Source organism: Paracoccus sp. DMF, from assembly GCF_004407025.1.
In the GTDB taxonomy this organism is placed as follows: Bacteria; Pseudomonadota; Alphaproteobacteria; order Rhodobacterales; family Rhodobacteraceae; genus Paracoccus; species Paracoccus aminovorans_B.
Map to the genome: position 1 here is coordinate 1 of NZ_SOKV02000027.1, position 13545 is coordinate 13545.

The window sequence follows — 13545 nt, forward strand, 5'->3', positions numbered from 1 at the left end:
ACCCGAATATGTGATCGCCCCGCCCGGCAGCCCCCACTCTGTCGCAGAATAGGGGGGCGATGCCATAGGCGCGCTTTTCGCGTGCGACCGCGCGGTCACTCCAGAAAGCGCCGCCGCAAGGCAGCAAACGCCGCCTCGTCCAGCCCGATCTTCCGGCGCAGATAGGTCTTGGCCGGCCCGATACTGTCCAGGAAGGCGTCCAGATAGGCGGCTTCGACCTGCAGCACCGGGCGCAGTGCCGGATCGTCCATGGAAGCCAGGTGCGGATGACGGACCCGGACGCTGGCGGCAATTTCTTGATAGGCGCCGTTGCTGAGCAGATAATCGTGATAGACCGCCTCGCGCTCGACCCCGAGCGCCTGCAGCAGCAGTGCCGTCATGGCGCCGGTGCGGTCCTTGCCCACGGCGCAATGGATATAGACCGGCCCCTCGCCGGTCACCAGATCGGCGAAGGCCGCCTCGAAGGTCGGCCGGAACACGCTGTGGAAGTCGCCATAGATCGCCAGCATTGCGGCGCGGTTGCTTTCGGCATCGGCGGCGCCGTCGCGAACCAACCGTATGGGCGCGGCAAGGTCGATGTCGTGATGGCGCAGCGGATGGCGCAGTCCCAGCTCGCGCAGCGCCGAGGGGCGGGCGGCCTCTTCGCGCCGGTTGCGCAGGTCGAAGACCGTGGTCACGCCATGGCCCCCGAGGCGCGCGGCCGTGGCGGGATCGGTGACAGCGCCGCCGCGAAAGATCATCCCCGGCCGGATCGCGCGCCCGTCATGGCCCCGCAGGCCCGAGACTTCGCGGAAGTTCAGCAGCATCGCAACACCCTTTCCATATGGCAGCTCATCATATGCATCGCATGCGGTCCCGTGAAATCGGGGCGGCGCCGCGATCCGCCGGCGGAAGCGTATCGCGCGCACCGTCTGTTCCGCACGGGCTATGCATCCTGCGTGAAGCGGCGCACCGCCGAGGTCCGGTTGGCGACGTCCAGCTTGCAGAACACGTTCTTGAGGTGCCATTTGACGGTGTTCTCGCTCAGGCCCAGCGTCCGTGCGATCATCGAATTGCTCATGCCGTTGCCGACCAGCTGCATCAGCTCGTGCTCGCGTTCGCTGAGGGGGGCAGGGGAAAGACCGGCCGCCCCGGACGGCAGGGCCACCGGATGTTCGTCCAGCCCCAGCAGGTCCAGGATCCGGCGGACGAACGCCCGTTCCCCGCGCAGGGGAAAGCAGCTTTCCAGCCGCTGCGCCATCCCGCCGGCAAGCGCCGCGATGACGGCGCGATGGTTCTGGAACGGCTGCAGGATGCCGCATCGTTCGGCCAGCCGCAGCGCGGCCAGGAGATGGCGCACGGCTTCGGGTTGGCGGCCGGTCTGGACGCTGATCGACATGATGGTCAGCTCAAGCCGGACGCATCGCAGCATCCGGCCCTGGTGCCTTGCCCGGCGCAGCTCCTGCCCGGCCAGTTTCAGGGATGCGGCATGGTCGCCGCGGCCGTGCAGCAACTCGATCGAGGTCATCACCAGCAGGTCGCGGAAGCGCGCGGGCTGTTCGTCGCGATTGCCGCGCAGGACCGCCTTGCGCATGTCCAGGTCGATCTCGCGCGCCACCGCCTCGGCATCCTGCATCCGGCCCAGCTGGACCAGCCGCCGCGCCAGCAGGCAGCGGAAGGTCAGCGCAAGGCGCGGGGCATCGGTGCCGATCAGGGTCTCAAGCCGCTGGAACGAGGGATCGGTCTCGTCGCCGTTCCAAAAGGCGATGGCGGTTTCGACGGCATAGGCGCTGGATCCGACCGCGCCGTGGCGGTCCATGCTGCGCAGGCCGCGCTCCAGCCAGGCGCGCGCGACCCGATGGTCGCCCTGCTCGAAGGCGCATTTCGAGCCGATCGAGCAGATCGCGTCGCAGATCTCCGCATCCGGCCCCATGCTTTGCTCGGCCGCGGCCAGTCCCGCGTCGATGATCCGGCGCGCCTTGGACAGGTTGCCCTCATGCACCGAGACGGTGCTGCGGATCAGGTCGCACCAGGCCGTCAGATAGGGCGAGCCGGCCTCGCGGATCATCGGTGCGGCCCTGCGCAGGCATTCGCGCGTCTCGGCCAAGCGATTGGCCCTCAGGTGGTGGGCCGCGAGGATCGACAGCACCCAGCCCCGGTCGAACGGGTCTTGGGCCGCGGGCGCGTTCAGCCAAGCCTGGGCCCGGCGCCCCGCCGCCGGAACGTCGTCGGCCAGAAAGGCAAGGGCGGCCGACAGATGCGCCAGCCGATGCGGGAAATCGGCAGGTCCGGGGCCTGCCGCGTCCAGCAGGTCCGCCAGCCGCCGCCGCTGCGTGTCCGCCGCAGCGTCGCGCAGGTGGAAGGACTGCGCGAAGGCATACCAATAACGCGCTGCGGTGCCCAGCGGGACGCCTTGTGCCTGCAGCCCGTCCACGATCCGCATATAGACCTGCAGGCGGCCCTGGTCCCGAACCAGCCGCGGCGCGGCCTGTTCGAGAACGGCGTTGATGACGCCGTGGTCCTGGGACCGGACGGCCGAGTCGATTGCCGTCTGCCAGGCGCCTTGCCTCATCGACCATTCGGCCATGCGGCGGTGGCATTCCTGGCGCCGGGCGGCGGGGATGCGCTGCTCGGCCTCGGACCGCAGCCGGTCCAGGAACAGGGTGTGAAACCGATAGGTCTGTTCCTGCCCCGCGACGGGAATGATGAACATGCCCGCGTCCAGCAGCATGGACAGGTGCCGAGCGGCATTGGCGATGCCCGTGACCTCGGCCATCTGGGCGGCGCTGAAATGCGCGAACAGCGAGGCGTGACGCAGGAAGTCCCGGGTTTCGGCCGGGACCGCCGCCAGCACGTGATGGTCGAACCAGGACCGCAGGTCGGGGGCATCGCCCGAAAACCCGCTGGCCGCGGCGGCGCTGTCCGGCGCGTTGTCCAGCAGCAGCCTGCCCAGGCGCAATCCGGCTGCCCAGCCTTCGGTCCGGGCGATCAGCGCGTCCAGCGTCGCGGTCTCGACCGGGCGCAGTCCGTCCTGCAGAACCTGGCGGGCCTCGTTCTCGGTCAGGGCCAGGTCGGCCGTGCCATGGGGCCGCAGGCGGTTGTTCAGCCGCGCAGCTGCCAGATCGCTGCCGATCGGGCGATTCGCGGTGACCAGCAGATGCACCCCCGCGGGCGCGGCCCGGACCAGCTCTTCGATGAAGTCCGGGCAATTGCCGGCATTCCGGCTGTCGGCACAGTAATCGGCATTGTCGATGCAGATCAGGACCGGGCGGGGCAGCCGTTCCAACAGATGCGCAAGATGGGACTGGCGGGACGGGTCGGTCCCGGCGTCGGCGGGGGACGGGGCACCCCTTGCGTCGGCGGCGGAACGATCAAGGCGCGCGGCCAGATGCGTGACAAGCGCCCGCGCATCGGTCCTTGCCCGGTTGAGCCCCAGCCACAGCCCCCGGTGTTTCAGCTCCTCGACCCAGTGCTGATAGATCTGGCTTGCGGCAACCGTCTTGCCCCAGCCGTTCGGCGCGACGATCAACTCGATCATCGCGGCCTTCGCATCGGCCCCCGCCAGCCGCTGCAGGATGGTCGAGACCAGGCGTGTCCTGACCGGCTTGAAATGGACCACGGGCGGCGCGGCCGCGAACAGGCCGCTCTGGGATTCGCTCCGTGGCAACGAGGGCCGGTGCAGAGCGGGCCCGGGCAGGACGGGTTCCGCCCCGGTCGCGGCCACGATAGATTCGGCTTTCATCCCGCGCCTCCCCTCGCGTTCCGACTAAAATGTATGCTAGTGAATTATCTGCTTGCAGGGAAGGCCATTATGTCGGGGCCCAGGGGTCGGCTGCGGAGATCATGCTGCAGAAGCGGCGCAACTCTCGGCATCGGCGAGCATCTGGTCGATGCTCGGCGACATGGCCGGGCTTGCCCCGACCGGCCAAGTTCCCGAAGCACCGGTTGCGATAGTCGCGGATGCATGCGCGAGATTGATGTGCGGATGGCGAGGCAGGATGTTGACTGCTTGCATATAGTTTGCTAGCGTTTTAAAGTCCTGACTGTGCCGATCGCCGATACGCCGCAGCGGGAACCGGAAAGGTCTTGGTCAACGGGCCTGCCGGGACTTTCTTCGCTTTGGGAGGGGCGGGAATGATACCCACATTGATACTGAACGCGCTGGCCGTGTCGTCGCTGTATATCATGATGGCAAGCGGTCTGGCGTTGATTTTCGGTCTGCGGAGGGTAATGAATTTCGGCCATGGCGCCATCTACATGGTCGGCGCCTATCTGGGCTATACCATCGCCTCGGGCCTGAATTTCTGGGCGGCGCTGATCCTCGTGCCGCTGATCATGTCGGTCTTTGGCGTGCTGCTGGAGCTGCTGGTGCTGCGGCCGCTGGAAAAGCGCCAGCAGATCGAGGTGGCGCTGATCACCTTCGGCATCGGCATCGTCATCGCGCAGATCGTGATCCGGATCTATGGCGGCACGCCGCTTTCGGTGTCGGCCCCGCCGCTGCTGGCCTCCTCGGTCAAGATCTTCGGGGCGGATTACCCGGTCTATCGGCTGTTCATCACCGTGATCGGCCTTTGCTCGGTCGTCGCGCTGGCGGTCTGGCTGAACGCCACCCGGACCGGGATGTTCGTCCGCGCCGTCAGCCATGCGCCGAATGTGTCCTCGATGATGGGGATCAACGCCAACCGGCTGAGCCTGCTGATCTCGACCCTCTCGACCGCCTTTGCGGGGCTCGCCGGGGTGCTGGTCGGACCCTATCTGTCCATCGACCCCGGTATGGACGTGGCGATGATCATCACCTGCATGATCGTGGTGGTCATCGGGGGCACCGGCTCGATCTGGGGGGCGATCCTTGCGGCCCTGATCTTCGGGTTCCTGCAAACCTTCGGCACCGTTTACCTGCACGAGATTTCCGTCCTTATTCCCTATCTGATGCTGATCGGCATTCTGGTCTGGCGTCCGCAGGGCTTCAACTTCGGAGGAAGCGCCGAATGAGCAGCGCCACCCTGTCCCTGCGCGCGGCCTCGCGGGCGCGGCTGCCCATCCTCGGCAGCGTTGCGCTGCTGATCTTCCTCGCCGGGTTCCTGCTGCCGGGCTATCTGGAGGGGGGCTATCTGCAGTCGATGCTGAACAATGGCCTGATCACCGGCATCCTGGCGCTTTGCGTGGCTTTCGTCATGCATCAATGCGGACTGGTGCTGTTCGGGATCGCCACCTATTACGGCCTCGCCGGCTACGCCTGCGCCATCCTGGTGAACAGCTTCGGCTTTTCCGCGATGGCGGCGGCGGGGCTGGCGCTGCTGATCACGCTTGCCGCGGCCTTCCTTGTCGGGGCGATCGTCATCCGCGTGAAGCCGCTGGCCTTCATGATGATCTGCCTGTCGCTGGCCGAGCTGATGCGCCATCTGGTCGCGCTGCCCAGCCTGCGCAAGACCACCGGCGGCAGCGACGGGTTGCTGTTCATGCCGGAAGGGCGGGTCTTCGGCATCGAGGCGATGGACCTGCTGGACCCCGCCCGCATCTGGCCGCTGATCTGGTCCGCGACCTGGGTGATCGGCGCGGCCTTCCTGATCGTGGTGTCGTCGCATTTCGGGGTCCGCCTGCGCGCGATCAAGGAAAACGAGGAGCGGATGCGCTTTTCCGGCTTCAATACCTATTGGCCGCGCGTCTTCGCCTTTGCCGGGGTCGGGCTGGCCGCCGGCGTCGCCGGGGTGATCCAGGCCTTGGCAAGCGGCTTCGCCTCGCCCGAAATGTTCAGCATCATCACCTCGACCAACGCCCTGCTGGCCGCGATCACCGGCGGCGTGTCTTCGGTCGTCGGCCCGGTCATCGGCGGCGTCCTCTATACCTGGGCAATCAGCGAATTCGGCGCGATGGGCTATTCCCAGCTGTTCACCGGCATCGCCGTGATCCTGGTCATGCTGTTCATCCCGCGCGGCATCCTGCATCCGCTGCGGCTTTTGCGCCGGAAAGGAGGCCGGGCATGATCCGCGTCGAGAATCTGACCGTCGCCTATGGCGCGTTCAAGGCGCTGACCGACATCTCGGTCGATCTGGGCCAACGCGGCCAGGTCCATGCCATCATCGGACCGAACGGCGCCGGGAAATCCACCTTCATGGACGCGATCGTCGGCAAGCGCCGGCCCAGTGCCGGGCGCATCTTCTACAAGGACCGCGACATCAGCCGCGAGACCATCCAGTGGCGCCGCAAGAACGGCATGGCGCGGGCCTTCCAGAAGACCTCGATCTTTCCCGGCCTGACCGTTTTCGAACAACTCGACCTGGTCGCCAAGCATCTGGACGAACCCGACCTGGACGCGATCATCGACACCATGGACCTGCGCGAAGTCTTGAATGTCGAGGCCACCCGCGCCGCCTATGGCGTCCAGCGCCGCGTCGATGTCGCGCTTGGCCTGATCGGCATGCCGGACATCCTGCTGCTGGACGAGCCGGGCGCCGGGCTTTCCGCGGAAGAAACGGCCAATCTGTTTCGTCACCTGCGCAAGCTGGCGGCCGAGCGCAACATTGCCGCCGTCGTGGTCGAGCATGACGTCGAGGCGGTGTTCGCGCTGTCGGACGTGGTGACCGTGCTGGATCTTGGCCGCCATCTTGCCACCGGCACCCCGGCCGAGATTCGCGCCAATCCGCAGGTCGTGGCCGCCTATCTGGGGACCGCAGCATGAGCTTTCTGGAAATCACGGACCTGTCCTCGGGCTATGGCAAGGCAACCATCCTGCGCAACCTGTCGCTATCGGTGGACCGCGGGGAATCCGTCGGCGTCCTGGGGCGCAATGGTGCCGGTAAATCGACGCTGCTGCTGTCGATCTTCGGCCAGACCCGCATTTTCGGTGGCGAGATCCATGTTGCCGGAACCCGTATCGACCGGCTGCCCGCCTATCGCGCCGCGCATCTGGGCGTGTCGTTCTCGCCGCAGGGGCGGATGATCCTGCCCAATCTGACGGTGCAGGAAAACCTGTGCATGAGCCTGGCGACGGGCCGCAAGGGCGACTGGAACCTGGACGCCGTCTTCGACCTGTTCCCGATCCTGCGCGAGCGTGCCCGCCAGCCCGGCGTGGCGCTGTCGGGCGGGCAGTTGCAGATGCTGGCCATCGGCCGGGCGCTGATGGCCAATCCCGAGGTGCTGGTCCTGGACGAGCCGACCGAGGGGCTGGCGCCCGTGCTGGTCGATGTCCTGACCGAGGCGCTCTTGAAGGTGCGCGCCAGCGGCACCGGAATCCTGGTGGTCGAGCAGCACCATGCGCTGATCCGGGCGGTCACCGACCGCTTCGTGGTGATGGCGAAGGGCGAGATCCGGGGCGGCGGCGACAGCGCCGCCATGGCGGCCGAGGAATACGCCCCCCTGTTTGAACTTTAGGCATTCGGGCCCCGGCCGGGGCCCGACCGAAATCGGCCCGCGGCGCAGTCCGCGGGCGGGGAGGAACGCAATGTCACATCTTCTGGGCCTGAGCATGGACCTGCCGCTGCTGATCTCCGCGGTCAATGAGCATGGGGCCGAGGCGCATGGGCGGACGGAAATCGTCTCCTACGATCTGGCGGGCCAGCGGCACTGCTACAGCTTTCTGGACATGAACCGGCGCAGCAAGCAACTCGCCAATGCCCTGACGGCGCGCGGCATGGCGCTGGGCAAGCGGGTCGCCACCCTGGCCTGGAACACGCATCGGCACATGGAGATCTTCTATGGCGCGACCGGGATGGGTTGTCCGATCCATACCGTCAACCCGCGCCTGACCACCGAGCATCTGGAATATATCCTCAACGAAGGCGCGGCCGAGGTGCTGTTCCTTGACGCGGATCTCGTGCCCCGCGCGGTCGAGCTTGCCGGGAAACTGCCGCATGTGCGCCATTTCGTCGTGCTCGAGCCGCGCGGGAACCTGCCCGACGGCGGGCCGCTGGTCCTGGAATCCTACGAGGACTGGCTGGCGGCGGAATCGTCGGAATTCCAGTGGCCGGAATTCGACGAACGTTCCGCCTCGACCATCTGCTTCACTTCGGGAACGACCGGGCTGCCCAAGGGCGTGGTCTATTCGCATCGGGCGACGGTCTTGCAGACGATGACCTTCACCTCGATGGGCTGGCTGCCGCCGACGCGCCGCGGCAAGCCCGTCCTGCTGGCCGTCGCGCCGATGTTCCATTCGAACGCCTGGAACTTTCCCTTCGGCGCGCTTTACGCCGGGGTTCCGCTGGTGCTGCCGGGCCGCGACCTGTCGCCTGAAAACCTGCAGAGGATCATCGCGGCCGAGGGCGTGACCTGCGCGGCCATGGTGCCCTCGATCCTGACCAACATCATCGAGCATGTCCGGGCGACGGGGCTGGATCTGGGCAGGCTCGAATCCGTCGTGACCTCGGGCGCTGGTGCGGCGCCGCGGCTGATCGCCTGGCTGCACGAGAACGGCATCGCCACCACCCACACCTGGGGCATGACGGAATGCATGTTCGGCACCTCGGGCGCGCTGCTGAGTTCCCACGCCGACCTGCCGCTGGAGGAGCGGATGCCCTACCTGCTGAAGGACGGCCGCCAGACCGCGTTGACCCGCATCCGGATCGTCGATGATGAGGGCAATGTGCTGCCGCGCGACGGCCAGACCCGGGGCCATCTGCGCGTCCGGGGCCAGTGGGCGGCCAAGGGCTATCTGAACCAGCCCGAGAATTGCACGCTGGACCGCGACGGCTGGCTGATCACCGGCGACATCGCCACCATCGACCCGGACGGCTATCTGAAGATCGTGGACCGCGACAAGGATCTCATCAAGTCGGGCGGCGAGTGGATCAGCTCCTCCGACCTTGAAAAAATCGCCGCCAGCCACCCCGACGTGGTCCAGGCTGCCGCGATCGCGGTCAGTCATCCCAAATGGCAGGAGCGGCCGTTGCTGATCGTGCAACTGCACGAGGGCGCGGTGCTGGACGCGAAGGCCATCCTGGACCTGATCGGCAGCCAGGTGGCGAAATGGTGGGTGCCCGACGATGTGGTGCAGATTGCCGCGTTCCCGCTGAGCGCGACCGGAAAGGTCCGCAAGATGGACCTGCGCGAGATCTATGCCGATCACTACAACCGGCGCGCCAGCGCCTGATCCGCCCGGACGAGAAACGAAAAGGCCCGCCGTCCGGCGGGCTTTCCTGTTGGTGCGGGAAAAGGATCAGGCCTTGCGGCCCTGCTTTTCCTTTTCGGCCGAAGCTCGCAGCGCCTCGCGCGCCGCCGCCCAGTCCTCGGCGCTCATGTCCGAAAGATCGGCGAAGGTCGAGGGCGCGGCCAGGTGGTGGCCGCCATCCACGGCGATGGTGGCGCCGTTGATATAGGTGCAGGCATCCGACATCAGGAAGGCGGTCAGGTTGCGCAGTTCGTGCATCTCGCCGAAGCGGCGCAGCGGCACCTTTTCCTTTTGCGTCGCGCCGACCGACGAGCCCGGGATCGGGTTCAGCTTTTCCCAGGCGTTCGGGGTCGGGAACGGGCCTGGCGCGATGGCGTTCAGGCGGATGTTCTTCGGCCCCCATTCGACCGCCAGCGACATGGTCATCGCCTGGATCGCCGCCTTGGACATTGCCGAGGGCGTGACGAAGGCCGAGCCGGTCCAGACCCAGGTCACCAGGTTCGACAGCACGGTGCCCGGCAGCCCGCCGGCGATCCAGCGCTTGCCGCAGGCCAGCGTGGCGAAGAACGAGCCGTCCATGACCGTCTGGGTGATCGCCTGGTAGCCGCGCGGGCTCAGCGTCTCGGTGGGCGCGATGAAATTCGCCGCGGCATTGTTGACCAGTCCGGTCAGCGGGCCGCTTTCCCAGATCTTGGCCACGGTCGCATCGACGCTTTCCGGGTCGCGGACATTGGTGATGAGATAGTCGGCCGCGCCGCCTTCGGCCGCGATGGTCTTGCAGGCCTCGGCCAGCACGTCCTCGCGCCGGCCGCAGATGAAGACATGGGCGCCAAGCGCGGAAAAGCCGCGCGACATTTCCAGCCCCAGGCCGGTGCCGCCGCCGGTGACCAGGATGCGCTTGCCCGCCAGCAGGTCGGGCTTGTAGGGGCTTTGCGCGCGGATCTCAGAACTTGACATGAGCGGCTCCTTTCAGACCCAGCATCGCGCGAGCTTCGTCCGGGGTGGCGGTTTCGATCGACAGTTCGTTCAGGATACGGGTGATCTTCTCGACCTGTTCGGCATTCGACTTGGCCAGTTCGCCCTTGCCGATATAGATGCTGTCCTCCAGCCCGACGCGCACATGGCCGCCCAGCGTGGCGTTGGTCACGGCCATCGTCATCTGGTGGCGGCCTGCCGCCAGCACCGACATGACATACTGGTCGCCGAACAGCCGGTCGGCGGTGCGGCGCATATGCAGCAGGTGCTCGGCTTCGGCGGTGATCCCGCCGAGAATGCCGAACACGCCCTGCACGAACAGCGGCCCATCGACCAGCCCGCGGTCCAGGAAATGCGCCAGGTTGTAGAGATGGCCGATATCGTAGCATTCATATTCGAAGCGGGTGCCCTGTTCGGACAGGGCGCGGATGCCGCGCTCGATCTGGGTGAAGGTGTTCGACAGGATGAAATCCTTGGTCATCTCCAGATAGGGGCGTTCCCAGTCGTGCTGGAACGCCTTGATCTTCGCGGCAGCGCCCGAGATGTTGAAGTTCAGCGAGCCCATGTTCATCGAGGCAAGCTCGGGCGCGAAGGCCAGCGCCGGGGCCAGCCGGTCCTCGAGCGACATGCCAAGGCCGCCGCCGGTGGTGATGTTGACCACCGCGTCGCAATTGTCGCGGATGCGCGGCAGGAAGCGGGCATAGTCCTCGGGCTTTTGCGAGGGGGCGCCGGTGCCTTCGACGCGGGCGTGCAGGTGCAGGATCGCCGCGCCGGCGCGGGCGGCGTCGATGGCCTGGGTGCCGATGGTTTCGGCGCTGACCGGCAGGTAGGGGCTCATCGTCGGGGTGTGAATCGAGCCGGTGATGGCGCAACTCACGATAACCTTCCTGGATGGTTGCAAGGCTTCCTCCTCCTCAAGGATCACGCGGGCACCGGCGCATCTGGCAATGGCCGCCGCCTTTGGCGCATATTGTTTGCTTGATTATGATATTGTACAGAACAATATCTGTAAAGCGGCGTGCGTGGCGAGGGCGCAAAAAAATCTGTTGCCAAGAAATATACGCTAGCATATCGTATCCATGCTAAATTCACGGCAGGGCAAGGATTGTCCGCCGGGCTCATCCTGTATTACGGCCATCGGAGGAGAAACCAATGTCCAGCACAACCAAGACCGCCATCGTCACCGGTGGCGGGCAGGGAATCGGGCGTGCCATCACCCTGCGCCTCGCCAAGGAAGGTTATAACGTCGCCATCTTCGATCTGAAGCCCGAACTGGCCGAGGAAACCGCCACCGAGGCCCGCGCCAATGGCGTCGAGGTCAAGATCTATGGCCTGGACGTGGCGGACGAGGCTGCGGTCAATGCCGCGGTCGCCGATGTCGAGGCGAATGTCGGCCCGATCTGGGTGCTGGTGAACAATGCCGGCTGGGACAAGCCCGCGATGTTCCTGCAAACCGACAGCGATCTCTGGGACAAGATCATCGCCATCAACCTGCGCGGTCCGCTGAACACCCACAAGGCGGTCTGCCCGCATATGGTCGGCCGCAAGGGCGGTCGGGTCATCAACATCGCGTCGGATGCGGCCCGCGTCGGCACCTCGACCGAGGCGGTCTATTCCGCCTGCAAGGGCGGCGTGATCGCCTTTACCAAGTCCATGGCGCGAGAGCTGGCGCGCAGCAACGTGCTGCTGAACACGGTCTGCCCGGGGCCGACCAATACGCCGATGATGGCCTCGGTGCTGGGCACCGGCGAGGATGCGGTGAAATGGAAGGATGCCATGGTGCGCGGCATCCCGCTGCGCCGCATGGGCGAACCCGAGGATTATGCCGGCATCGTCGCTTTCCTGGCGTCCGATGACGCGGGGTTCATCACCGGCCAGACCATCTCGGTTTCGGGCGGGATGAACATGATCTGACGGTAGTGGCGATGAACGATCAGCCGATCCCGGCGCAGGCCGAAGAGGCGGACGATCCGCCTCCCGGCTTCGTGCCCTTGGTGGACAGTTCCGAATCCGAACGGTTGTCGGGGCCGTATTATGTCCGGCTGGACAAGGATGCGCCGGCCATCGGCTTTCGTGTCCAGCGCCGCCACCTCAATCGCGCCGGCATGTGCCATGGCGGGGTTCTGGCGACGCTGGCCGACATGAACATCACGCCGATCAGCCGCAGCCAGGACCTGGCGGAAGTCAATCCGACGATCTCGATGTCGCTGGATTACTTCGCGCCGGTCCTGCTGGGGCAGTGGGTCGAGGCGCAGCCCGACATCCTGCGTCGCACCCGTAACATCCTGTTCAGCCAGTGCGTGCTGACCGCGGACGGGGTGCCCTCGGTGCGCGCCAGCGTGGTCTATCGCATCGGACACCCGCGCGATGCGGAAAAGCCGCCGGCAGGGGCGGCCTGATTGCGGCTCGCCGCCCCGCCGATGGTGGGGCGGCATCGGAAAGCGGCATGGGCCGACCCTGCTAAAGCCGGACCAGCTGCTTGCCGTTATTGCGTCCGGACATCATGCGCAGGAACGCCTCGGGCGCCGCGCCGATGCCCTCGAGGATATCCTCGCGGAATTGCAGATGGCCCTGGCGGTGCCATTTCAGCAGATGGGCGAAGGCCTCGTCCCGACGATGCCACCAGTCAAAGACGACCAGCCCCTGGACCGTGGCGCGGGTCACGACCAGCCGGGCGCTGGAGCGCAGGCCGATGTCCTCGGACGCCGGCTTGTCGATGACGGCGATGCGCCCGACGATGGCCACCCGGGCGAAATTCGCAAGATTGGCCAGAACCGCATCGTGGATCGGCCCGCCGGTATTGTCGAAAAAGAAATCGACGCCCTCGGGGCAGGCCGCGGCGATGGCGGCGGTCAGATCCGGCGCAGTGCGATAGTTGATCCCGGCATCGAAGCCGATCGAGCGGCAATAATCCAGCTTGTCGTCGCTGCCGGCGATGGCGACCACCCGCGCGCCCATCAGCCGGGCGATCTGGCCCGCAATCTGCCCGACCGCGCCCGAGGCGGCCGAGACCACCACCGTGTCGCCCGGCTTGGGGCGGCCGATCTCGAACAGGCCGATATAGGCGGTCAAGCCCGGCATTCCCAACCATGAGAGCGCGGCCTGCGGCGGTGTGCCGGGCAGCACACGGTTGGCGGCGGCGGTGCCGCCCTGGTCGGGTGCGATCACCGCATATTCCTGCCAGCCGAGGTTCATCGACTCGACCAGATCGCCCGCCTGCCAGCCGGGATGGTTCGAGACGACGACCTCGCCCACCCCGCCGCCATGCATGATCTCGCCCGGACGAACGCCGGCGGCATAGTTCTTCGCCGGGCTGATGCGGCCGCGCATATAGGGGTCCATGGACAGCCACCGCGTGCGGACCAGGATCTGGCCCGGGCCGGGCTCGGGAACCGGAGTTTCGACCAGCCGGAAATTCTCGGCCCGCGCCGGCCCTTCGGGATGGCTGTCCAGCACCCAGCCGCGGTTGGTTTTCATGCTGCTTTCCT

12 protein-coding genes are annotated in these 13545 nt (G+C 66.7%); 7 read left to right on the forward strand and 5 right to left on the reverse strand.

The features are described from left to right. Window positions 1-95: 95 nt before the first annotated feature. Both E3D03_RS13805 and E3D03_RS13810 read right to left on the reverse strand, forming a co-directional pair. Window positions 96-806 carry a tyrosine-protein phosphatase gene (locus E3D03_RS13805; protein WP_263567408.1) on the reverse strand — a complete coding sequence of 237 codons (711 nt, stop codon included), beginning with the start codon at window positions 804-806 and terminating at the stop codon, window positions 96-98. A gap of 119 nt (window positions 807-925) precedes the next feature. After that, entirely contained in the window at window positions 926-3721 is a 2796-nt protein-coding gene (locus tag E3D03_RS13810; RefSeq protein ID WP_263567409.1) for a LuxR C-terminal-related transcriptional regulator, read from the reverse strand. Window positions 3722-4113: 392 nt separating this feature from the next. Here E3D03_RS13810 and E3D03_RS13815 point away from each other — a divergent pair, with 392 nt between their 5' ends. The 5 genes from E3D03_RS13815 (at window position 4114) to E3D03_RS13835 (ending at window position 9064) form a co-directional block, all read left to right on the forward strand. Next, window positions 4114-4971: a branched-chain amino acid ABC transporter permease gene (locus E3D03_RS13815; protein WP_263567410.1), complete on the forward strand. Its 858-nt coding sequence runs from the start codon at window positions 4114-4116 to the stop codon at window positions 4969-4971. Then, window positions 4968-5963 carry a branched-chain amino acid ABC transporter permease gene (locus E3D03_RS13820; RefSeq protein ID WP_263567411.1) on the forward strand — a complete coding sequence of 332 codons (996 nt, stop codon included), beginning with the start codon at window positions 4968-4970 and terminating at the stop codon, window positions 5961-5963. Before E3D03_RS13815 ends, E3D03_RS13820 begins: the two co-directional genes overlap by 4 nt. Further along, a complete protein-coding gene (locus E3D03_RS13825; protein WP_263567412.1) occupies window positions 5960-6658 on the forward strand; it encodes an ABC transporter ATP-binding protein in 699 nt (232 codons plus the stop codon). The genes E3D03_RS13820 and E3D03_RS13825 overlap by 4 nt, the downstream gene beginning before the upstream one ends. After that, window positions 6655-7350, forward strand: a complete 696-nt coding sequence (locus tag E3D03_RS13830; RefSeq protein ID WP_263567413.1) for an ABC transporter ATP-binding protein — start codon at window positions 6655-6657, stop codon at window positions 7348-7350. The genes E3D03_RS13825 and E3D03_RS13830 overlap by 4 nt, the downstream gene beginning before the upstream one ends. A 70-nt stretch (window positions 7351-7420) precedes the next feature. Then, window positions 7421-9064: an AMP-binding protein gene (locus E3D03_RS13835; protein WP_263567414.1), complete on the forward strand. Its 1644-nt coding sequence runs from the start codon at window positions 7421-7423 to the stop codon at window positions 9062-9064. 66 nt (window positions 9065-9130) lie between these two features. Here the strand turns inward: E3D03_RS13835 and E3D03_RS13840 are convergent, their stop codons facing one another. Both E3D03_RS13840 and E3D03_RS13845 read right to left on the reverse strand, forming a co-directional pair. Next, complete coding sequence (locus tag E3D03_RS13840) at window positions 9131-10039, reverse strand: SDR family oxidoreductase (RefSeq protein WP_263567415.1); 909 nt, start codon at window positions 10037-10039, stop codon at window positions 9131-9133. Continuing rightward, entirely contained in the window at window positions 10026-10934 is a 909-nt protein-coding gene (locus tag E3D03_RS13845; protein ID WP_263567416.1) for a 3-keto-5-aminohexanoate cleavage protein, read from the reverse strand. Before E3D03_RS13845 ends, E3D03_RS13840 begins: the two co-directional genes overlap by 14 nt. 275 nt (window positions 10935-11209) lie before the next feature. On the opposite strand from E3D03_RS13845, the gene E3D03_RS13850 reads away from it, so the two are divergent. Beyond that, window positions 11210-11971: a glucose 1-dehydrogenase gene (locus E3D03_RS13850; protein WP_263567417.1), complete on the forward strand. Its 762-nt coding sequence runs from the start codon at window positions 11210-11212 to the stop codon at window positions 11969-11971. Between the two features lie 11 nt (window positions 11972-11982). Then, on the forward strand, window positions 11983-12456 hold the full coding sequence (locus E3D03_RS13855; protein ID WP_263567418.1) for a PaaI family thioesterase: 474 nt from the start codon (window positions 11983-11985) through the stop codon (window positions 12454-12456). Window positions 12457-12517: 61 nt separating this feature from the next. On the opposite strand, the gene E3D03_RS13860 is transcribed toward E3D03_RS13855, so the two are convergent. Beyond that, entirely contained in the window at window positions 12518-13534 is a 1017-nt protein-coding gene (locus tag E3D03_RS13860) for an NADP-dependent oxidoreductase (RefSeq protein WP_263567419.1), read from the reverse strand. Between the last annotated feature and the right edge of the window lie 11 nt (window positions 13535-13545).

Excerpts from the sequence above, each read along its gene's own strand:
- E3D03_RS13805 (WP_263567408.1), bottom strand. The coding sequence starts at position 806 with ATGCTGCTGAACTTCCGCGAAGTCTCGGGCCTGCGGGGCCATGACGGG.
- E3D03_RS13810 (WP_263567409.1), bottom strand. The coding sequence starts at position 3,721 with ATGAAAGCCGAATCTATCGTGGCCGCGACCGGGGCGGAACCCGTCCTG.
- E3D03_RS13815 (WP_263567410.1), top strand. The coding sequence starts at position 4,114 with ATGATACCCACATTGATACTGAACGCGCTGGCCGTGTCGTCGCTGTAT.
- E3D03_RS13820 (WP_263567411.1), top strand. The coding sequence starts at position 4,968 with ATGAGCAGCGCCACCCTGTCCCTGCGCGCGGCCTCGCGGGCGCGGCTG.
- E3D03_RS13825 (WP_263567412.1), top strand. The coding sequence starts at position 5,960 with ATGATCCGCGTCGAGAATCTGACCGTCGCCTATGGCGCGTTCAAGGCG.
- E3D03_RS13830 (WP_263567413.1), top strand. The coding sequence starts at position 6,655 with ATGAGCTTTCTGGAAATCACGGACCTGTCCTCGGGCTATGGCAAGGCA.
- E3D03_RS13835 (WP_263567414.1), top strand. The coding sequence starts at position 7,421 with ATGTCACATCTTCTGGGCCTGAGCATGGACCTGCCGCTGCTGATCTCC.
- E3D03_RS13840 (WP_263567415.1), bottom strand. The coding sequence starts at position 10,039 with ATGTCAAGTTCTGAGATCCGCGCGCAAAGCCCCTACAAGCCCGACCTG.
- E3D03_RS13850 (WP_263567417.1), top strand. The coding sequence starts at position 11,210 with ATGTCCAGCACAACCAAGACCGCCATCGTCACCGGTGGCGGGCAGGGA.
- E3D03_RS13855 (WP_263567418.1), top strand. The coding sequence starts at position 11,983 with ATGAACGATCAGCCGATCCCGGCGCAGGCCGAAGAGGCGGACGATCCG.
- E3D03_RS13860 (WP_263567419.1), bottom strand. The coding sequence starts at position 13,534 with ATGAAAACCAACCGCGGCTGGGTGCTGGACAGCCATCCCGAAGGGCCG.